This window comes from Escherichia sp. E4742 (genome assembly GCF_005843885.1).
Lineage (GTDB): Bacteria > Pseudomonadota > Gammaproteobacteria > Enterobacterales > Enterobacteriaceae > Escherichia.
Map to the genome: position 1 here is coordinate 3,428,824 of NZ_CP040443.1, position 18,418 is coordinate 3,447,241.

At 52.5% G+C, this 18,418-nt stretch carries 20 protein-coding genes; 8 read left to right on the top strand and 12 right to left on the bottom strand.

Annotated features, from left to right (window positions below):
- Positions 1-164: 164 nt before the first annotated feature.
- The gene (locus tag FEM44_RS16600; RefSeq protein WP_135384905.1) at positions 165-707 is read right to left on the bottom strand and encodes a DUF3251 domain-containing protein; all 543 of its coding nucleotides are present in this window, start codon (positions 705-707) and stop codon (positions 165-167) included.
- Positions 708-857: 150 nt separating this feature from the next.
- Between FEM44_RS16600 and nrdR the strand changes: the two genes are divergently transcribed.
- The 6 genes from nrdR to pgpA all read left to right on the top strand — a co-directional run bounded on the left by nrdR (position 858) and on the right by pgpA (position 4,964).
- The gene (nrdR, locus tag FEM44_RS16605) at positions 858-1,307 is read left to right on the top strand and encodes a transcriptional regulator NrdR (protein WP_064527125.1); all 450 of its coding nucleotides are present in this window, start codon (positions 858-860) and stop codon (positions 1,305-1,307) included.
- A gap of 3 nt (positions 1,308-1,310) precedes the next feature.
- Positions 1,311-2,414, top strand: coding sequence for a bifunctional diaminohydroxyphosphoribosylaminopyrimidine deaminase/5-amino-6-(5-phosphoribosylamino)uracil reductase RibD (ribD, locus tag FEM44_RS16610; protein WP_135523151.1), 1,104 nt, complete (start codon positions 1,311-1,313; stop codon positions 2,412-2,414).
- Between the two features lie 88 nt (positions 2,415-2,502).
- On the top strand, positions 2,503-2,973 hold the full coding sequence (gene ribH / locus FEM44_RS16615; RefSeq protein WP_001021161.1) for a 6,7-dimethyl-8-ribityllumazine synthase: 471 nt from the start codon (positions 2,503-2,505) through the stop codon (positions 2,971-2,973).
- Between the two features lie 19 nt (positions 2,974-2,992).
- The gene (nusB, locus tag FEM44_RS16620) at positions 2,993-3,412 is read left to right on the top strand and encodes a transcription antitermination factor NusB (RefSeq protein ID WP_000801125.1); all 420 of its coding nucleotides are present in this window, start codon (positions 2,993-2,995) and stop codon (positions 3,410-3,412) included.
- A 78-nt stretch (positions 3,413-3,490) separates the two neighbouring features.
- Positions 3,491-4,468 carry a thiamine-phosphate kinase gene (gene thiL / locus FEM44_RS16625; protein WP_135523150.1) on the top strand — a complete coding sequence of 326 codons (978 nt, stop codon included), beginning with the start codon at positions 3,491-3,493 and terminating at the stop codon, positions 4,466-4,468.
- Positions 4,446-4,964, top strand: a complete 519-nt coding sequence (pgpA, locus tag FEM44_RS16630; RefSeq protein ID WP_000154044.1) for a phosphatidylglycerophosphatase A — start codon at positions 4,446-4,448, stop codon at positions 4,962-4,964. The genes thiL and pgpA overlap by 23 nt, the downstream gene beginning before the upstream one ends.
- Positions 4,965-5,030: 66 nt before the next feature.
- On the opposite strand, the gene yajO is transcribed toward pgpA, so the two are convergent.
- Genes yajO through xseB form a run of 4 tightly spaced genes read right to left on the bottom strand, consistent with a single transcriptional unit; the run spans position 5,031 to position 9,088 of the window.
- On the bottom strand, positions 5,031-6,005 hold the full coding sequence (gene yajO, locus FEM44_RS16635; protein WP_001199800.1) for a 1-deoxyxylulose-5-phosphate synthase YajO: 975 nt from the start codon (positions 6,003-6,005) through the stop codon (positions 5,031-5,033).
- 54 nt (positions 6,006-6,059) lie between these two features.
- Entirely contained in the window at positions 6,060-7,922 is a 1,863-nt protein-coding gene (gene dxs / locus FEM44_RS16640) for a 1-deoxy-D-xylulose-5-phosphate synthase (protein WP_000006806.1), read from the bottom strand.
- Between the two features lie 24 nt (positions 7,923-7,946).
- Positions 7,947-8,846 (bottom strand): (2E,6E)-farnesyl diphosphate synthase, encoded by a 900-nt coding sequence (gene ispA / locus FEM44_RS16645; protein ID WP_135523149.1) that lies wholly within the window; start codon positions 8,844-8,846, stop codon positions 7,947-7,949.
- Positions 8,846-9,088: an exodeoxyribonuclease VII small subunit gene (xseB, locus tag FEM44_RS16650; protein ID WP_001124936.1), complete on the bottom strand. Its 243-nt coding sequence runs from the start codon at positions 9,086-9,088 to the stop codon at positions 8,846-8,848. The genes ispA and xseB overlap by 1 nt, the downstream gene beginning before the upstream one ends.
- A 205-nt stretch (positions 9,089-9,293) precedes the next feature.
- Here xseB and thiI point away from each other — a divergent pair, with 205 nt between their 5' ends.
- Positions 9,294-10,742, top strand: coding sequence for a tRNA uracil 4-sulfurtransferase ThiI (gene thiI / locus FEM44_RS16655; RefSeq protein ID WP_065226287.1), 1,449 nt, complete (start codon positions 9,294-9,296; stop codon positions 10,740-10,742).
- A 53-nt stretch (positions 10,743-10,795) separates the two neighbouring features.
- Here thiI and yajL read toward each other — a convergent pair whose 3' ends face one another.
- Positions 10,796-11,386 (bottom strand): protein deglycase YajL, encoded by a 591-nt coding sequence (yajL, locus tag FEM44_RS16660; protein ID WP_001276309.1) that lies wholly within the window; start codon positions 11,384-11,386, stop codon positions 10,796-10,798.
- Positions 11,349-12,260 (bottom strand): 2-dehydropantoate 2-reductase, encoded by a 912-nt coding sequence (panE, locus tag FEM44_RS16665; RefSeq protein WP_000705865.1) that lies wholly within the window; start codon positions 12,258-12,260, stop codon positions 11,349-11,351. The genes yajL and panE overlap by 38 nt, the downstream gene beginning before the upstream one ends.
- Before the next feature lie 167 nt (positions 12,261-12,427).
- Here panE and yajQ point away from each other — a divergent pair, with 167 nt between their 5' ends.
- On the top strand, positions 12,428-12,919 hold the full coding sequence (gene yajQ, locus FEM44_RS16670; RefSeq protein ID WP_135523148.1) for a nucleotide binding protein YajQ: 492 nt from the start codon (positions 12,428-12,430) through the stop codon (positions 12,917-12,919).
- 138 nt (positions 12,920-13,057) lie between these two features.
- Here the strand turns inward: yajQ and FEM44_RS16675 are convergent, their stop codons facing one another.
- The 5 genes from FEM44_RS16675 to cyoB form a co-directional block, all read right to left on the bottom strand.
- Entirely contained in the window at positions 13,058-14,422 is a 1,365-nt protein-coding gene (locus FEM44_RS16675) for an MFS transporter (RefSeq protein WP_135523147.1), read from the bottom strand.
- A 150-nt stretch (positions 14,423-14,572) separates the two neighbouring features.
- Positions 14,573-15,463: a heme o synthase gene (gene cyoE / locus FEM44_RS16680; RefSeq protein ID WP_115738918.1), complete on the bottom strand. Its 891-nt coding sequence runs from the start codon at positions 15,461-15,463 to the stop codon at positions 14,573-14,575.
- A gap of 11 nt (positions 15,464-15,474) precedes the next feature.
- Positions 15,475-15,804, bottom strand: coding sequence for a cytochrome o ubiquinol oxidase subunit IV (locus FEM44_RS16685; RefSeq protein WP_130215447.1), 330 nt, complete (start codon positions 15,802-15,804; stop codon positions 15,475-15,477).
- Positions 15,804-16,418, bottom strand: a complete 615-nt coding sequence (locus FEM44_RS16690; RefSeq protein WP_000179822.1) for a cytochrome o ubiquinol oxidase subunit III — start codon at positions 16,416-16,418, stop codon at positions 15,804-15,806. The genes FEM44_RS16685 and FEM44_RS16690 overlap by 1 nt, the downstream gene beginning before the upstream one ends.
- A complete protein-coding gene (gene cyoB, locus FEM44_RS16695) occupies positions 16,408-18,399 on the bottom strand; it encodes a cytochrome o ubiquinol oxidase subunit I (protein ID WP_000467154.1) in 1,992 nt (663 codons plus the stop codon). Before cyoB ends, FEM44_RS16690 begins: the two co-directional genes overlap by 11 nt.
- Positions 18,400-18,418: the final 19 nt, after the last annotated feature.

Genomic DNA, 18,418 nt, shown 5'->3' on the forward strand with positions numbered 1-18,418 from the left:
CATTTACGTAATCGATTGCGTTCACGTTTACACATATTCGGGCGGGGATTGTACTGACTTTCACCCTTGTTGCAAACTTTTACTATCAATCTGGGTGATGTAAGCGGAGTAACAAAATGACGGGGGAGGATGTTGCGGGACGCACAAAACGCCCCGCGATACGTTTACTGCATAACAGGTTGAATGTCGTGTATACGTACAAAACCTAACTGATCCACAGAAATACCCTTTAACTGTAAGGGAATATCAACATCGCTCGGAGCGAGGACGCTGGCAGGTGCGTTAATCAATTGATTCTGCACATTGACTTCCTGAAAGTTGTCAGTTGTTCCCTGAATTTGTCCATATTCAACGGTTCCGCTGAAAGCGGGTAAGGGATCATTGGACTCGCCCTGAATCCGTAACGTCAGAGTGGTGCCATCTGCATTTGGCGTAATATTCACCAGCGACATACGTAAAGTACCAATTTGGCTTTCCAGCCGTGCCGGTGTATTTGCACCAGGTAACAGGTAAACCCCACTGCTGGATTTTGCGTTCAGCGTATTTTGCTGGGTGATTTTGACAGTTTCTTTGTTGAGCTGAGTCATCTCTTTATTCAACGTGTTGACGCTGTGTTTCATCTGGCGTACTTCGCTTTGCTGTACGCAGGCGCTCAGGCTGAACAGGCTTCCCAGCAGGAGTAGTCGAAAACATACTTTAATGTTCATAGGTAGTCCCTTTCTCGTCACAATTAGCCTAATGGTAGAGGCTTAAAGCCGTGAAAGCATCGATCCTTTATCTCAAAAGCGTTGCGCCTTTGTTGTATCGCCAGTTCAGGGTAAAATAGATTTCTATTAACCACCTGGTCAGGACGCCGTATGCATTGCCCATTCTGTTTCGCCGTGGACACTAAGGTAATTGACTCTCGTCTCGTGAGCGAGGGCTCTTCCGTACGCCGCCGTCGGCAGTGTCTGGTGTGTAATGAACGTTTCACTACTTTTGAAGTGGCGGAACTGGTTATGCCGCGTGTCGTGAAAAGCAACGACGTGCGCGAACCGTTTAATGAAGAAAAATTGCGTAGCGGAATGCTGCGGGCGCTGGAAAAACGTCCGGTAAGTTCCGATGACGTCGAAATGGCGATCAACCATATTAAATCGCAACTCCGCGCCACCGGTGAGCGCGAAGTGCCGAGCAAAATGATTGGCAATCTGGTGATGGAGCAATTGAAAAAGCTCGACAAAGTCGCCTATATCCGTTTTGCCTCTGTCTATCGCAGTTTCGAAGATATCAAAGAATTTGGCGAAGAGATTGCGCGCCTGGAGGATTAAACCGTGCAGGACGAGTTATACATGGCGCGGGCGCTAAAGCTGGCGCAACGAGGGCGCTTCACCACGCATCCCAATCCGAATGTCGGATGCGTCATTGTCAAAGATGGCGAAATTATCGGTGAAGGTTACCATCACCGTGCGGGTGAACCACATGCCGAAGTACACGCGTTGCGTATGGCGGGTGAAAAAGCCAAAGGCGCAACGGCGTATGTGACACTCGAACCTTGTAGTCATCATGGTCGTACGCCACCGTGTTGTGACGCATTAATTGCTGCTGGCGTGGCGCGCGTGGTGGCTGCGATGCAGGACCCTAATCCGCAGGTCGCTGGGCGTGGACTTTACCGTTTGCAACAAGCTGGCATTGACGTCAGCCACGGGCTGATGATGAGCGAAGCCGAGCAATTGAATAAAGGCTTTCTCAAGCGCATGCGCACCGGCTTTCCTTATATACAGTTGAAACTCGGCGCGTCGCTAGATGGTCGCACTGCGATGGCCAGCGGTGAAAGCCAGTGGATCACTTCACCTCAGGCTCGACACGATGTTCAGCGTCTGCGCGCGCAAAGTCATGCCATTTTAACCAGCAGCGCCACGGTGCTGGCGGACGATCCAGCCTTAACGGTGCGTTGGTCTGAACTGGATGAACAAACTCAGGCGCTCTATCCGCAACAAAATCTCCGTCAGCCGGTACGTATTGTGATTGACAGTCACAATCGCGTGACGCCGGAACACCGCATCGTGCAGCAGCCGGGCGAAACCTGGTTCGCACGTACGCAGGAAGATTCTCGTGAATGGCCGGAAACGGTGCGTACTTTGCTGATTCCAGAGCATAAAGGTCATCTGGATCTGGTTGTGCTGATGATGCAACTGGGTAAGCAGCAGATTAACAGCATATGGGTGGAAGCGGGGCCAACGCTCGCTGGCGCATTGCTACAGGCGGGTTTAGTCGATGAGCTGATTGTCTATATCGCACCTAAACTATTAGGCAGCGACGCCCGCGGATTATGTACGCTGCCGGGGCTTGAGAAATTAGCCGACGCGCCCCAATTTAAATTCAAAGAGATACGTCATGTAGGCCCGGATGTTTGCCTGCATTTAGTGGGCGCATGATCTCCCGGCTCGAAAGGGAAGCAGCGCACGAAATATTATGCTAAAATCCGCCCCCCTGCGGGGCCATACTCGAACCCGAAGGAAGAAAATGAACATTATTGAAGCTAACGTTGCTACCCCGGACGCTCGCGTCGCCATCACCATTGCGCGTTTCAACAACTTTATCAATGACAGCCTGCTGGAAGGTGCAATTGACGCACTGAAACGTATCGGTCAGGTAAAAGATGAAAACATTACCGTTGTTTGGGTGCCTGGTGCCTATGAGCTGCCGCTGGCGGCGGGTGCACTGGCTAAAACCGGTAAATACGACGCGGTGATTGCGCTGGGGACGGTTATTCGTGGTGGCACTGCCCACTTTGAATATGTCGCTGGTGGTGCAAGCAACGGCCTGGCACATGTTGCCCAGGACAGCGAAATTCCGGTTGCTTTTGGGGTTTTGACCACTGAAAGCATTGAACAAGCGATCGAACGTGCTGGCACTAAAGCTGGTAACAAAGGTGCAGAAGCTGCACTGACCGCGCTTGAAATGATTAATGTATTGAAAGCCATCAAGGCCTGAAATTAGTAAGGGGAAATCCGTGAAACCTGCTGCTCGTCGCCGCGCTCGTGAGTGTGCCGTCCAGGCGCTCTACTCCTGGCAGTTGTCCCAGAACGACATCGCTGATGTTGAATACCAGTTCCTGGCTGAACAGGATGTAAAAGACGTTGACGTCCTGTACTTCCGTGAGCTGCTGGCCGGGGTGGCGACTAACACCGCATACCTCGACGGACTGATGAAGCCATACCTGTCCCGCCTGCTGGAAGAGCTGGGTCAGGTAGAAAAAGCGGTACTGCGCATTGCGCTGTACGAGCTGTCTAAACGTAGCGATGTGCCGTACAAAGTGGCCATTAACGAAGCGATCGAACTGGCGAAATCGTTCGGCGCAGAAGACAGCCATAAGTTCGTCAATGGCGTACTGGATAAAGCAGCACCTGTGATTCGCCCTAACAAAAAGTGATATCCAGGCCGGCAGAGTAACGGATAAACAGTTCCGCACTCGCCGGCCTTTTCTTTTTTACCTGCTGAGGCATAACGTATGGCATGTGGCGAGTTCTCCCTGATTGCCCGTTATTTTGACCGTGTAAGAAGCTCTCGTCTTGATGTCGAACTTGGCATTGGCGACGATTGCGCACTTCTCAATATCCCCGAGAAACAGACCCTGGCGATCAGCACTGATACGCTGGTGGCGGGCAACCATTTCCTCCCTGATATCGATCCTGCGGATCTGGCATATAAAGCACTGGCGGTAAACCTAAGCGATCTGGCAGCGATGGGCGCCGATCCGGCCTGGCTGACGCTGGCATTAACCTTACCGGACGTAGACGAAGCATGGCTTGAGTCCTTCAGCGACAGTTTGTTTGAGCTCCTCAATTATTACGATATGCAACTCATTGGCGGTGACACCACGCGTGGGCCATTATCAATGACGTTGGGTATCCACGGCTTTGTTCCGATGGGGCGCGCCTTAACGCGCTCTGGTGCGAAACCAGGTGACTGGATTTATGTGACTGGTACGCCGGGCGATAGTGCCGCCGGGCTGGCGATTTTGCAAAATCGTCTCCACGTGGCGGATGGCAAAGATGCTGACTACTTGATCAAACGTCACCTCCGTCCATCGCCGCGTATTTTACAGGGGCAGGCACTGCGCGATCTGGCGAGTTCAGCCATCGATCTCTCTGACGGTCTGATCTCCGATCTCGGGCATATCGTGAAAGCCAGCGACTGCGGCGCGCGTATTGACCTGACATTGTTGCCATTCTCTGATGCGCTTTCTCGCCACGTTGAACCGGAACAGGCGCTGCGCTGGGCGCTCTCTGGCGGCGAAGATTACGAGTTGTGTTTCACTGTCCCGGAACTTAACCGAGGCGCGCTGGATGTGGCTTTGGGACATCTTGGCGTACCGTTTACCTGTATCGGGCAAATGACCGCCGATATCGAAGGGCTTTGTTTTGTTCGTGACGGCGAACCTGTCACGTTAGACTGGAAAGGATATGACCATTTTGCCACGCCATAAAGATGTCGCGAAAAGTCGCCTGAAAATGAGTAACCCGTGGCATTTGCTTGCTGTCGGATTCGGAAGTGGATTAAGCCCGATTGTTCCTGGCACGATGGGATCGCTGGCGGCGATTCCGTTCTGGTATCTGATGACCTTTTTACCCTGGCAGCTTTATTCGCTGGTAGTCATGCTGGGGATCTGTATTGGCGTTTATCTTTGTCATCAGACCGCGAAAGATATGGGCGTGCACGATCACGGCAGTATCGTCTGGGACGAATTTATCGGCATGTGGATCACGCTCATGGCGCTGCCGACCAATGACTGGCAGTGGGTCGCCGCCGGGTTTGTGATTTTCCGTATTCTGGATATGTGGAAACCGTGGCCGATCCGCTGGTTTGATCGCAATGTGCATGGCGGCATGGGGATCATGATCGATGATATTGTCGCCGGGGTGATTTCCGCAGGCATCCTGTATTTTATCGGTCATCACTGGCCGCTGGGTATTCTGTCGTAGGCCGGATGAGGCGTTCACGCCGCATCCGGCAGTTATGCGCCGTCGCGTCTTATCAGGCCGACATTCCTATTTAAAACCTACCACCGGATGCGGCTTATACGGCGTTTCCAGCTCGGCAATCTGTTCCGGTTTCAACGTGATATCCACCGCGTTCAGTAGTTCATCAAGTTGTTCTTCCCGCGATGTTCCGATAATGGGTGCAGCAATACCTGGTTTGCTCAACAACCAGGCCAGCGCAACTTGTGCTCGTGTCGCGCCCAGTTCTTCACTGACGCCCGTTAAGCGTTCTGCAATTTGCGCGTCATTTTCATCGCTTTCTTTATAGAGATTTTTCCCCACTTCATCAGACACCAGGCGTGCAGTGGTTTCTCCCCACGGACGAGTCAGACGGCCCCGCGCCAGTGGGCTCCACGGAATCACCGCCACCCCCTCCTGATAACACAGTGGCAGCATCTCGCGCTCTTCTTCACGATAAATCAGATTGTAGTGATCCTGCATACTGACAAACTGCGCCCAGCCGTGCTGTTTTTGTAGTTCCAGCGCCTGAGCGAACTGCGAGGCGTGCATGGATGATGCGCCGATATAACGCGCTTTCCCGGCTTTTACGACGTCATTCAGGGCTTCCAGCGTCTCTTCGATCGGCGTGTTGTAATCCCAGCGATGAATTTGCAGGATATCGACATAATCCATACCGAGACGACGCAGGCTGTCGTCAATAGAGCGCAAAATTTGTGCGCGGGATAATCCTTCTGGTAAGTCACCGACACGATGGAAAACTTTTGTCGCGACGACCACGTCTTCACGGCGGGCGAAATCCCGTAATGCGCGACCGACGATCTCTTCGCTGCTGCCATCGGAATAGCTATTGGCGGTATCAAAGAAATTTATGCCGCCTTCCAGCGCGCGTTTGATGATGGGACGGCTGCTCTCTTCCGGCAGTGTCCATGCGTGATTACCGCGATCTGGCTCGCCAAAGGTCATACAGCCGAGGCAAAGTCGGGAAACGCGAAGGTCGGTTTTTCCTAAGGGGTTGTATTGCATGCTGCCACTCCTGCCATGAATAATTTCTTAAGCATAGCAGGAGTAGAGTAGGGATTATGCCAGCCAGGCCTTGATTTTGGCTTCCATACCGGCGGCATCGAGGCCGAGTTCGGCGCGCATTTCTTCCTGCGTTCCTTGCGGAATAAAGAAGTCCGGCAGACCAATGTTCAGCACGGGTACTGGTTTACGATGGGCCATCAGCACTTCGTTCACTCCGCTGCCCGCGCCGCCCATAATGGCGTTTTCTTCTACGGTGACCAGCGCTTCATGGCTGGCGGCCATTTCCAGAATTAACGCTTCATCAAGCGGCTTCACAAAACGCATATCGACCAGCGTAGCATTCAGCGATTCAGCGACTTTCGCCGCGTCTGGCATCAATGTACCAAAGTTAAGGATCGCCAGTTTCTCGCCACGACGCTTCACAATGCCTTTGCCAATTGGCAGTTTTTCCAGCGGCGTCAGTTCCACGCCAACCGCGTTGCCGCGCGGGTAGCGCACCGCGGACGGGCCATCGTTATAGTGATAGCCGGTATAGAGCATCTGGCGACATTCGTTTTCATCGCTCGGGGTCATAATGACCATTTCCGGTATGCAGCGCAGGTAAGAGAGATCAAAAGCGCCCTGGTGGGTTTGACCGTCAGCACCAACAATGCCCGCGCGGTCGATGGCGAACAGGACCGGAAGCTTTTGAATTGCCACGTCATGCAGCACCTGATCATAGGCGCGTTGCAGGAAGGTGGAGTAGATCGCGACAATGGGTTTGTAGCCACCAATTGCCAGACCCGCAGCAAAGGTCACGGCGTGTTGCTCGGCAATTGCCACGTCGAAGTAGCGATCCGGGAATTTACGTGAAAACTCGACCATACCGGAACCTTCGCGCATCGCCGGAGTAATCGCCATCAGCTTGTTGTCTTTCGCTGCGGTTTCGCACAACCAGTCGCCAAAGATTTTTGAATAGCTCGGCAAACCGCCGCTACTTTTCGGCAGACAACCGCTGGAGGGATCAAATTTAGGCACGGCGTGGAAGGTGATTGGGTCTTTTTCTGCCGGTTCATAACCACGACCTTTTTTGGTCATGATATGCAGGAACTGCGGGCCTTTCAGGTCGCGCATGTTCTTCAGCGTGGTAATAAGCCCCAGCACATCGTGACCGTCAACCGGACCGATGTAGTTAAAGCCCAGCTCTTCAAACAACGTGCCAGGCACCACCATGCCTTTAATATGTTCTTCGGTGCGTTTGAGCAGCTCTTTAATGGGGGGGACGCCAGAAAAGACTTTTTTCCCGCCTTCGCGCAGTGAAGAGTAAAGCTTACCGGAAAGTAACTGCGCCAGATGGTTGTTGAGCGCGCCGACATTTTCGGAAATCGACATTTCGTTGTCGTTGAGGACAACAAGCATATCAGGACGGATATCGCCCGCATGGTTCATCGCTTCAAACGCCATGCCAGCGGTAATCGCGCCGTCGCCAATTACACAGACGGTACGGCGATTTTTGCCTTCTTTCTCAGCAGCAACCGCAATACCAATTCCGGCACTGATGGAGGTTGATGAATGCCCGACGCTTAATACGTCATATTCGCTTTCGCCGCGCCACGGGAACGGGTGCAGGCCACCTTTCTGACGGATGGTGCCGATTTTGTCGCGGCGTCCGGTCAAAATTTTATGCGGATAAGCCTGATGCCCCACATCCCAAATCAATTGGTCAAACGGGGTGTTATAGACGTAGTGCAGCGCCACGGTCAGTTCGACCGTGCCCAGCCCGGAGGCGAAGTGCCCGCTGGAACGGCTCACGCTGTCGAGTAAATAGCGGCGCAGTTCGTCGCAGAGTTTCGGTAAACTCTCTTTTGGCAACAGTCGTAACTCCTGGGTGGAGTCGACCAGTGCCAGGGTCGGGTATTTGGCAATATCAAAACTCATCAGGGGCCTATTAATACTTATTGTTTATTTATTACGCTGGATGATGTAGTCCGCTAGCGCTTCCAGTGCCGAGGTATCGAGTGACTGTTCAGCCAGTTGTTTCAGCGACTGGCGGGCATCATCGATCAGGTCCCGGGCTTTCTTCCGGGCTTGCTCAAGACCCAGAAGTGCAGGGTAGGTACTTTTACCAAGTTGCTGGTCGGCACCCTGGCGTTTTCCCAACGTTGCAGTATCTCCCACCACATCCAGGATGTCATCCTGAACCTGGAAGGCAAGGCCGATGCTCTCTGCGTACTTGTCGAGTATTGGCAGGGCATTTCGTCCTTTATCTCCGGCGCTTAATGCACCAAGGCGAACGGCGGCGCGAATCAATGCGCCGGTTTTATGACGATGAATACGCTCGAGTGCGTCCAGAGGTACGTGTTTACCTTCCGCATCTAAATCTAATGCCTGACCACCGCACATTCCGGCAATACCGCTGGCGTTTGCCAGTTCAGAAATCATCGCAATTCTGTCGCGATCTGAAACTTCCGGCATATCGGCATCGCTTAAAATCGAGAACGCCAGCGTCTGCAAAGCGTCGCCAGCGAGAATCGCGTTCGCTTCGCCAAACTTCACATGACAGGTCGGCAAGCCGCGACGCAGATCGTCATCATCCATTGCCGGTAAATCATCATGAATTAATGAGTAAGCGTGGATACACTCTACGGCGGCGGCGGGTGCGTCCAGCGTGTTCATGCTAACGCCGAGCATTTGACCAGTAGCATAAACCAGGAACGGTCGCAGGCGCTTACCACCTAATAATGCGCCATACTGCATGGTTTCTACCACGGGAGTGTTCTGAAAGGGCAGTGGGGCGATAAAACGGCTCAGCGCCTGGTTGGCCTGCTTAACACAGGCTTCGAGTTGCTGCGGAAAGTCCATTACTCATTGTCCGGTGTAAAAGGTGTTGGAGAGGCGTCTTCATTGTCAGACAGCAGAATTTGTACGCGCTGTTCGGCTTGTTGTAATTTGGCCTGCCCCTGACGTGCCAGCTGCACGCCGCGTTCGAACTCGTTCAGCGCCTCTTCCAGCGGCAGGTCGCCACTTTCCAGACGGGTTACAATCTGTTCCAGCTCGCTCAGCGCCTTTTCAAAGCTGGCGGGCGCCTCATTTTTCTTCGGCATAATGAATGTCTGACTCTCAATATTTTTCGCCCCGTCATGGTAACGGACTCAGGGCAAATAGCAAATAACGCGCAATGGTAAGGTGATGTGCGCAGCAAAGCGATGTTAGTGGTATACTTCCGCGCCTGGATGCAGCCGCAGGTGTGGGCTGCTGTATTTTTCCCTATACAAGTCGCTTAAGACTTGCCAACGAACCATTGCCGCCATGAAGTTTATCATTAAATTGTTCCCGGAAATCACCATCAAAAGCCAATCTGTGCGCTTGCGCTTTATAAAAATCCTTACCGGGAACATTCGTAACGTTTTAAAGCACTATGATGAGACGCTCGCTGTCGTCCGCCACTGGGATAACATCGAAGTTCGCGCGAAAGATGAAAACCAGCGTCTGGCCATTCGCGACGCCCTGACCCGTATTCCGGGTATCCACCATATTCTCGAAGTTGAAGATGTGCCGTTTACTGACATGCACGATATTTTTGAGAAAGCGTTGGTTCAGTATCGCGATCAGTTGGAAGGCAAAACCTTCTGCGTGCGCGTGAAGCGCCGCGGTAAGCATGATTTTAGCTCGATTGATGTGGAACGTTACGTCGGCGGCGGTTTAAATCAGCATATTGAATCCGCGCGCGTGAAGCTGACGAATCCGGAAGTGACTGTCCATCTGGAAGTGGAAGACGATCGTCTGCTGCTGATCAAAGGGCGCTACGAAGGTATTGGTGGTTTCCCGATCGGCACCCAGGAAGATGTGCTGTCGCTGATCTCCGGCGGTTTCGACTCCGGCGTTTCCAGTTATATGTTGATGCGTCGCGGCTGCCGCGTGCATTACTGCTTCTTTAACCTTGGCGGCGCGGCGCATGAAATCGGTGTTCGTCAGGTGGCGCATTATCTGTGGAACCGCTTCGGCAGCTCCCACCGTGTGCGATTTGTCGCTATTAATTTCGAACCGGTCGTCGGGGAAATTCTCGAGAAAATCGACGACGGTCAGATGGGCGTTATCCTCAAACGTATGATGGTGCGTGCCGCGTCTAAAGTGGCTGAACGTTACGGCGTACAGGCGCTGGTTACCGGCGAAGCACTGGGGCAGGTGTCCAGCCAGACGCTGACCAACCTGCGCCTGATTGATAACGTCTCCGATACGCTGATCCTGCGTCCGCTGATCTCTTACGACAAAGAGCACATCATCAACCTGGCTCGCCAGATTGGCACTGAAGACTTTGCCCGCACGATGCCGGAATACTGCGGTGTGATCTCCAAAAGCCCGACGGTGAAAGCGGTTAAATCGAAGATTGAAGCGGAAGAAGAGAAGTTCGACTTCAGCATTCTCGACAAAGTGGTTGAGGAAGCGAATAACGTTGATATCCGCGAAATCGCCCAGCAGACCGAGCAGGAAGTGGTGGAAGTGGAAACCGTCAATGGCTTCGGCCCGAACGACGTGATCCTCGATATTCGTTCAGTTGATGAACAGGAAGATAAGCCACTGAAAGTTGAAGGTATCGACGTGGTTTCTCTACCGTTCTATAAACTGAGCACCAAATTTGGCGATCTCGACCAGAACAAAACCTGGCTGTTGTGGTGTGAGCGCGGGGTGATGAGCCGCCTGCAGGCGCTCTATCTGCGCGAGCAGGGCTTTAATAATGTGAAGGTATATCGCCCGTAATTTGTTGTTTTTACGTCGCATCTGGTCAGATGCGACGTTTACCGCATCCGACATTACTCGTAATAATTATAAATCCCTGCCGCCATCACCAGTTGTGATGCCACTTCATGGGCTTTTTCACGCCCAACCAGCAGGTCGATAATTTTCAGACCAAAGTCGATAGCTGTCCCCGGCCCCTGGCTGGTCAGCAATTTTACCCGTGCATCCCAGACGACGCGCTTGTCCTGCCATTGTTCGGCGGGAATTTTGTCTTTCAGCGTCGGGAAGCCGGTCATATTGCCAATCGGGAAGATATCGTGCGGCACCAGCACGGTGGCTGGCGCGGCGCAAATAGCCGCGACAATACGCCCGGAACGGTGGAACTGTTTAACGGTTTCAACCAGCAGGGTGCTATCACGAAAACATTCCGCGCCTTTAATGCCACCAGGCAGCACGATCACGTCATATTCGCCATCAGCAACTTCGACCAGCGGCGCATCCGCCAGCAGCTTCACGCCGCGCGAGCAGGTAATCGCCAGGTTACCATCGCTGGCGACGCTGGCAGTGGTGACTTTGATTCCGCCGCGAACCAGCAGATCGATAGTGGTGACGGCTTCAGTCTCTTCACTACCAGGGGCGAGGCAAACCAGTGCCGATGCGCTCATATTCACTCTCCTTTCTTTTTACCATTTCAAACAGGCGGGTGTTTTCCGGTACGGCAATCCCATGAGCACGGGCGCGGCGTAAGAGAAAACCATTGATATAGTCGATTTCAGTGTGGCGCAGCGCGCGGATATCCTGCAACATCGACGAGATATTTTCCGCTGTGGCATCAATCACCTGCATCACGTAATCACGCAAATCTTCTGCTGAAGTATGATGCCCCTCGCGTTCGATCACTGCCGCGACTTCTTCGCATATCTGCATAATTTCTTGCGGATGATGACGTAATTCACCATTCGGGCAATTCCAGATGGCGGTCAGTGGATTAATCACACAGTTGACTGCCAGCTTGCGCCACAGTTCGGCGCGAATATTGTTATGCCACGCGACGTCAGGTAACACGGTTTGCAAAATATCCGCCAGATAACTGTAATCGCCATCCTGTTGCCGTGCCGGACCAATATGTGTGATACCGTTTGCCACATGAATAATGACATTGCCGTCGCGGCGGGCGGCATGGGTGGTGGTACCCATCAGTAACGGCTGCTGAATGTTTTGCAACTCTTCGATGGTACCCATGCCGTTGTGAATTAACAGTATTGGCGTGGTTACAGGCAGTGTGGACGCGAGGCTTTTGACGGCATCGGAAACCTGCCATGCTTTCAGCGTCACCAGTAACAGATCGCTGGTGGCCAGAAAATCGGGATCGTTAGCGGTCAGTGATTCGTTAAATATCGAACCGTCAGTCTCAACCAGATTCACGCTACAATAAGGTTGCGGTACGCGCAGCCAGCCCTGAACTTCGTGACCCTGTTTGCAAAGTGCTGTAAGCCATAATTGCCCTAAGGCACCGCATCCCAATACGGTAATTTTCATTGTTCCTCCTCACCCGCAACCACTCCGGGTGTTCAATAAGGCTATCCCTTAATTGTGCATGCTGTTGCGACTATGCACAATTAAGGGATACGTCCTGGTGCAGGACTGTTGGTTATTTAACTTTGCAGGTATTATGCTTCGCATCAAAAATGAAGGGAGAGGAAAAGATGCCATCTTTCGATATTGTCTCTGAAGTTGATCTTCAGGAAGCACGTAACGCGGTCGATAACGCGAGCCGCGAAGTGGAGTCCCGTTTTGACTTCCGTAACGTTGAAGCCTCATTTGAGCTGAACGACGCCAGCAAAACCATTAAAGTGTTGAGCGAGTCCGATTTCCAGGTCAATCAGTTGCTGGATATTCTGCGTGCCAAGCTGCTGAAGCGCGGCATAGAAGGTAGTTCGCTGGATGTACCGGAAAATATCGTTCATAGCGGTAAAACCTGGTTTGTGGAAGCGAAACTGAAACAGGGCATTGAGAGCGCGATCCAGAAGAAAATCGTCAAGATGATCAAAGACAGCAAACTGAAAGTGCAGGCGCAAATTCAGGGCGATGAGATCCGTGTGACTGGCAAATCTCGTGATGATTTGCAGGCTGTCATGGCGATGGTGCGCGGTGGCGATCTCGGTCAGCCGTTCCAGTTCAAAAACTTCCGCGATTAATTACGATAACGTGCGGTTTGTTCATGCCGGATGCGGCGTGAACGTCTTATCTGGCCTGTAAAAGTTTGTTAATTCAAAAGATTGCAGCAACTTTGTAGGCCAGATAAGCGTAATACATCGGGCAATTTAGCCCCGTTTTTATGCCTGACGAATTGCCTGTTCTACCTCAAAGCGATTCGTCACTTTGCTGTCGAGCTTCACGTAAGCCGCATGTTCTTCTTCTGCAATCAACACCTCTTTGACGCCTGCCGTTTCCAGTAAACGCACTTTTAACGCATTGTTTGCGGCAATGTCCGCCGGGATTTCAATGCGTAAACTGCTGACATACGGCGGTTCTTTCATGGTACTGGCGACTGCCAGCCACAATGCGGCCAGCATTGCGCCAGCGAGAAAGACGCCCTGACCGTCAAACATGCCGTCAATCCAGCCGCCCAGCGAACCACCAATCGCCACGCCAAGAAACTGGCTGGTGGAGTAAACGCCCATCGCCGTACCTTTGTAACCAGCTGGAGACTCTTTACTGATAAGCGAAGGGAGTAAGGCTTCCATCAGGTTAAACGCCACAAAGAAAAGCTGCACGCCGACCACCAGTTGCCAGAACTGCGTTTGTGCGTTCCACAACACAATTTCCGCAACCACGATCAGCCCGACGCAGAAGACAAAAACTTGCTTCATCTTGCGCTTAACTTCGGCGTAGATAATGAAAGGCACGACCGAGCCAAAGGCGATTAACATCGTCGCCAGATAGACCTTCCAGTGTTCAGCCGCCGGGAAACCCGCATCAGCCAGTTGCCCTGGCAGGGCAACAAACGTCGACATCAGCAGCATGTGCAGACACATAATGCCGAAGTTGAGTTTCAGCAGCCGTGGTTCCGCCAGCACTTTACTGAAACTGCCTTTCACCATCCCGGACTCACGATTAAGTACGTGCGTACTGCTGTTGGGCACAACCCAAATGGTCAACGCAATGCCGGTCGTTGCCAGAATAGCGATCATCCAGAAGAGCGCGTGCAGCCCAAGTTTGTGAGTGATGATCGGACCAAGCACCATCGCAATGGCGAAGGTAATGCCAAAACTGACGCCTATAAATGCCATCGCTTTGGTACGGTTTTGTTCGCGAGTCAGATCAGAAAGTAGCGCCATAACGGCTGCGGCTATGGCGCCAGAACCTTGTAACGCACGACCCAGAATGATTCCCCAGATAGAGTCGGAAAGCGCGGCAATCACGCTACCGGCGACAAACACAGCTAACCCGCCAACGATAAGCGGTTTGCGACCTATGCGGTCGGAAAGTAGGCCAAATGGAATTTGAAAAACGGCCTGAGTCAGACCATAAATACCAATGGCAATACCGATTAATGCTTCGCTGGCACCTTGCAGAGCCATGCCGTACGTGGTCAGAACCGGCAGAACCATGAACATGCCCAGCATGCGCAACGAGAAAACGGTTCCTAAACCCCAGGTCGCGCGCCGCTCACCTGGTGTCATTTTATAATCGTTCATTACCACCTCTATTTTAAATTCGCGACTAGTGTAAAGCGGCAAACGAATGGGGTAAACATGCGGATTTTTTTAGTAAATATTTCGTGAGGGATATGTTTCTAATACTAAGAAAAAAGGTGCCGTAGCACCTTTTTTAGCAGGGAAGTCGCGTTACCAAACAGACGCCAGCAGCGTATGCGAGTCCGGCACCATAAAATCAACGGACATCATTACCGAGAGGGCTGTGATGGCGATGATAGAGAAGCCGAACAGCTTGCGCGCCCAGATTCTGTCATCAGCAACTTTATAACCGCGCAGGGCCATGCCTAACCACCAGACGCTAACCGCTGCGGCGACTACCAGATATTTATACCCAGCGTAACCGCCAAGAGAGAGCATCAGCGTGGCAACGGCAAAGGCGATGATATACAGCGTGATGTGATTCTTCGCCACCGAAATGCCTTTCACCACCGGCAGTACCGGAATGTTTGCCGCCTGATAATCCTTAAAGCGGAAAATGGCGATGGCATAAGAGTGAGGCATTTGCCACAGGCTGAAGATAGCCAGCAGGATGGCTGCACCGCTATCGAACTCGCCCGTTACCGCACAGTAGCCGATCACCGGCGGCGCAGCGCCGGAGAGCGAACCAATCAACGTGCCGTAGACTGAGTGGCGTTTCATGTACAGACTATAAACGCCGACATAAACCACAAAGCCCATCACCCCCAGCCAGCAGGCCAGCGGATTCGCGCCAAACCACAGCAGCATAAAGCCAGCAAAGCCTAGCAAGGTGGCGTACACCAGCGAGACAGCAGGAGAGATCAGGCCTTTAACCAGCACCCGATTCTTCGTCCTTTCCATCTTTCTGTCGATATCCCTGTCGATGTAGTTGTTAAACACACAACCCGACGCCACAACCAGTGACACCCCAACCAACGTGTAGATAAACAGGGGATAATCAATGCTGCCCTTTGAGGCCAGCAGGAATCCCCCAATCACCGAGATCAGGTTGCCAAAGATGATGCCTGGTTTCGTTACTTGCAGGTATTGCTTAAACATCATAACCGCCGCTCTTAGTGCATCATCATGTTGTAGTTGAGGTTCCACATGATCCAGATGGAGCCTACAACCAGAATAGCGATGATTAGCACGGTGAAGACAAACGCCGTCATGTTCCAGCCTTCATCTGATTTGGTATTCATGTGCAGGAAGCACACCAGATGCACCAGAACCTGTACCACTGCCATTGCCAGGATTGTTCCCAGAATTACGGCCGGTGAGGCAGAACCTGTCATTACCATCCAGAACGGGATCACCGTCAGGATTACCGACAGGATAAAGCCTGTCATGTAGGTTTTTACGCTGCCATGGGATGCGCCGCTATGTTCGTTAGAATGACTCATTACATCGCCCCCATCAGATAAACAACAGTGAACACACAGATCCACACCACATCCAGGAAGTGCCAGAACAGGCTCAGACACATGATGCGGGTACGGTTAGTGCTGGTCAGGCCGCGACGAGCGATTTGCACCATCAGCACCGCCATCCAGATAAGACCTGAAGTGACGTGCAGACCGTGTGTCCCGACCAGCGCAAAGAACGCTGACAGGAAGCCACTGCGATCCGGGCCCATGTCGTTAACAATCAGATGATGGAATTCATAGAGTTCCATCCCGATAAATCCGGCACCAAACAACCAGGTCAACGCCAGCCAGGAGATAACCTGGCTTTTGTTGTTTTTGTACATGGCGATAGCCGCCATGCCGTAGGTGATGGAGCTGAACAAGAGCAAGAAAGTTTCAACCAGAACGAACGGCAGTTCGAAAATGTCCTTACCTGTCGGGCCGCCTGCGGTGCCGTTCACCAGAACGGCATAGGTAGCAAACAAGATAGAGAACAGAATGCAGTCGCTCATCAGGTAGATCCAAAATCCGAAGATTTTGGTTCCGCCTGCATCGTGGTGCCCGTGTTCGTGCGCGTGGGCAGTCGCGTGCGTCAAAGTATCAGTTGCCATTTTTCAGCCCTGCCTTAGTAATCTCATCGAAATGCTGGTTTTCCAGTTTTTCGATTTCTGCCACCGGCACGTAGTAATCCACGTCCTCGTCGAAGCTTTTCACGATCCAGGTGATGATCATGCCTGCGAAGCCAACAATCGCCAGCCACCAGATATGCCAGATCATGGCGAAACCGAAGATGGTGGAGAAAGCCGCAATGACGATACCGGCGCCGCTGTTTTTCGGCATATGAATTTCTTCATAGTGGTCAGGCTTTTTGTACGCTTCGCCTTTCTCTTTCATTTCCCAGAATGCATCACGCTCGTGAACGTGCGGCACAACGGCAAAGTTATAGAACGGAGGCGGGGAAGAGGTTGCCCACTCCAGCGTACGGCCACCCCACGGGTCGCCAGTCAGGTCACGGTTCTGGTCGCGGTCGCGAATGGAAACGTACATCTGAATAACGAGGCAGAGGATACCCAGCGCAATCAGTACCGCACCGCTGGCTGCAATCATCAGCATGGTGTGGAACTGCGGGTCAATCTGCTGGCTCAAGCGACGAGTCATGCCCATGAAGCCCAGCGCATACAGCGGCATAAAGGCAACGAAGAAGCCGATGATCCAGAACCAGAACGCGCGTTTACCCCAGGTTTCGTTGAGTTTGAAACCGAACGCTTTAGGCCACCAGTAGGTCATCCCTGCGAAGCAGCCGAAGACCACGCCGCCGATGATAACGTTATGGAAGTGCGCAATCAGGAACAGGCTGTTATGCAGAACGAAGTCCGCGCCCGGAACTGCCAGCAGCACACCAGTCATACCGCCCACCGAGAAGGTGACGATAAAGCCGATGGTCCACAGCATCGCAGAATGGAACACGATGCGGCCCTGATACATGGTGAACAGCCAGTTGAAGATCTTCACCCCGGTCGGGATGGCGATAATCATCGTGGTGATACCAAAGAAGGCGTTTACATTCGCGCCCGCACCCATCGTAAAGAAGTGGTGCAGCCAGACGATGAACGACAGCACGGTGATACAGACGGTTGCCCATACCAGCGAGGTATAACCAAACAGGCGTTTACGCGAGAAGGTTGCCGCAATTTCGGAGAACACACCGAAAACAGGCAGGATCAGGATGTAAACTTCCGGGTGTCCCCATGCCCAAATCAGGTTGATGTACATCATCATGTTGCCACCCATATCGTTGGTAAAGAAATGGGTGCCCAGATAGCGATCCAGGGTCAACAACGCGACGGTAACCGTCAGAATTGGGAAGGAAGCAATAATCAGAATGTTTGCGCACAGTGATGCCCAGGTAAATACTGGCATCTTGAACATGGTCATGCCCGGTGCGCGCATCTTCAGAATGGTAACGAAGAAGTTGATACCGGTTAGCGTCGTACCAATACCGGATAGCTGGAGACTCCATATCCAGTAATCGACACCGACCCCCGGACTGTACTCTATTCCCGATAGCGGTGGATAGGCCAGCCAGCCGGTCTGCGCAAACTCGCCCACGCCGAGAGAAACGTTAACCAGAATCACACCAACAACGGTAAACCAGAAGCTTAAGTTGTTGAGGAACGGGAACGCAACGTCACGCGCGCCGATCTGCAGCGGAACCACCAGGTTCATCAGACCGATAACGAAAGGCATCGCCACGAAGAAGATCATAATCACGCCGTGCGCGGTAAAGATCTGATCGTAGTGGTGAGGCGGCAGGAAGCCCGCTTCGCCCGCTGAGGCAAGAGCCTGCTGGCTACGCATCATAATGGCGTCAGCAAAACCACGCAGCAGCATCACAATTGCCACGATGATATACATGATACCAAGGCGTTTATGGTCGACGGAGGTCAGCCACTCTTTCCACAGGTAGGTCCACTTACCGAAGTAAGTGATCAGGCCAACGAGCGCCAGACCTCCCAAAATAATGGCAGCGATCGTAACCATGACGATAGGTTCATGGAACGGGACTGCATCAAGTGATAATTTTCCGAACATCTTTATTCTTCCTCAACCC

What these genes read in the sequence shown, in the direction of transcription:
- FEM44_RS16600 (WP_135384905.1), bottom strand. Translation starts at nt 707, where the DNA reads ATGAACATTAAAGTATGTTTTCGACTACTCCTGCTGGGAAGCCTGTTC.
- nrdR (WP_064527125.1), top strand. Translation starts at nt 858, where the DNA reads ATGCATTGCCCATTCTGTTTCGCCGTGGACACTAAGGTAATTGACTCT.
- ribH (WP_001021161.1), top strand. Translation starts at nt 2,503, where the DNA reads ATGAACATTATTGAAGCTAACGTTGCTACCCCGGACGCTCGCGTCGCC.
- thiL (WP_135523150.1), top strand. Translation starts at nt 3,491, where the DNA reads ATGGCATGTGGCGAGTTCTCCCTGATTGCCCGTTATTTTGACCGTGTA.
- pgpA (WP_000154044.1), top strand. Translation starts at nt 4,446, where the DNA reads ATGACCATTTTGCCACGCCATAAAGATGTCGCGAAAAGTCGCCTGAAA.
- yajO (WP_001199800.1), bottom strand. Translation starts at nt 6,005, where the DNA reads ATGCAATACAACCCCTTAGGAAAAACCGACCTTCGCGTTTCCCGACTT.
- dxs (WP_000006806.1), bottom strand. Translation starts at nt 7,922, where the DNA reads ATGAGTTTTGATATTGCCAAATACCCGACCCTGGCACTGGTCGACTCC.
- ispA (WP_135523149.1), bottom strand. Translation starts at nt 8,846, where the DNA reads ATGGACTTTCCGCAGCAACTCGAAGCCTGTGTTAAGCAGGCCAACCAG.
- xseB (WP_001124936.1), bottom strand. Translation starts at nt 9,088, where the DNA reads ATGCCGAAGAAAAATGAGGCGCCCGCCAGCTTTGAAAAGGCGCTGAGC.
- thiI (WP_065226287.1), top strand. Translation starts at nt 9,294, where the DNA reads ATGAAGTTTATCATTAAATTGTTCCCGGAAATCACCATCAAAAGCCAA.
- yajL (WP_001276309.1), bottom strand. Translation starts at nt 11,386, where the DNA reads ATGAGCGCATCGGCACTGGTTTGCCTCGCCCCTGGTAGTGAAGAGACT.
- panE (WP_000705865.1), bottom strand. Translation starts at nt 12,260, where the DNA reads ATGAAAATTACCGTATTGGGATGCGGTGCCTTAGGGCAATTATGGCTT.
- yajQ (WP_135523148.1), top strand. Translation starts at nt 12,428, where the DNA reads ATGCCATCTTTCGATATTGTCTCTGAAGTTGATCTTCAGGAAGCACGT.
- FEM44_RS16675 (WP_135523147.1), bottom strand. Translation starts at nt 14,422, where the DNA reads ATGAACGATTATAAAATGACACCAGGTGAGCGGCGCGCGACCTGGGGT.
- cyoE (WP_115738918.1), bottom strand. Translation starts at nt 15,463, where the DNA reads ATGATGTTTAAGCAATACCTGCAAGTAACGAAACCAGGCATCATCTTT.
- FEM44_RS16685 (WP_130215447.1), bottom strand. Translation starts at nt 15,804, where the DNA reads ATGAGTCATTCTAACGAACATAGCGGCGCATCCCATGGCAGCGTAAAA.
- FEM44_RS16690 (WP_000179822.1), bottom strand. Translation starts at nt 16,418, where the DNA reads ATGGCAACTGATACTTTGACGCACGCGACTGCCCACGCGCACGAACAC.
- cyoB (WP_000467154.1), bottom strand. Translation starts at nt 18,399, where the DNA reads ATGTTCGGAAAATTATCACTTGATGCAGTCCCGTTCCATGAACCTATC.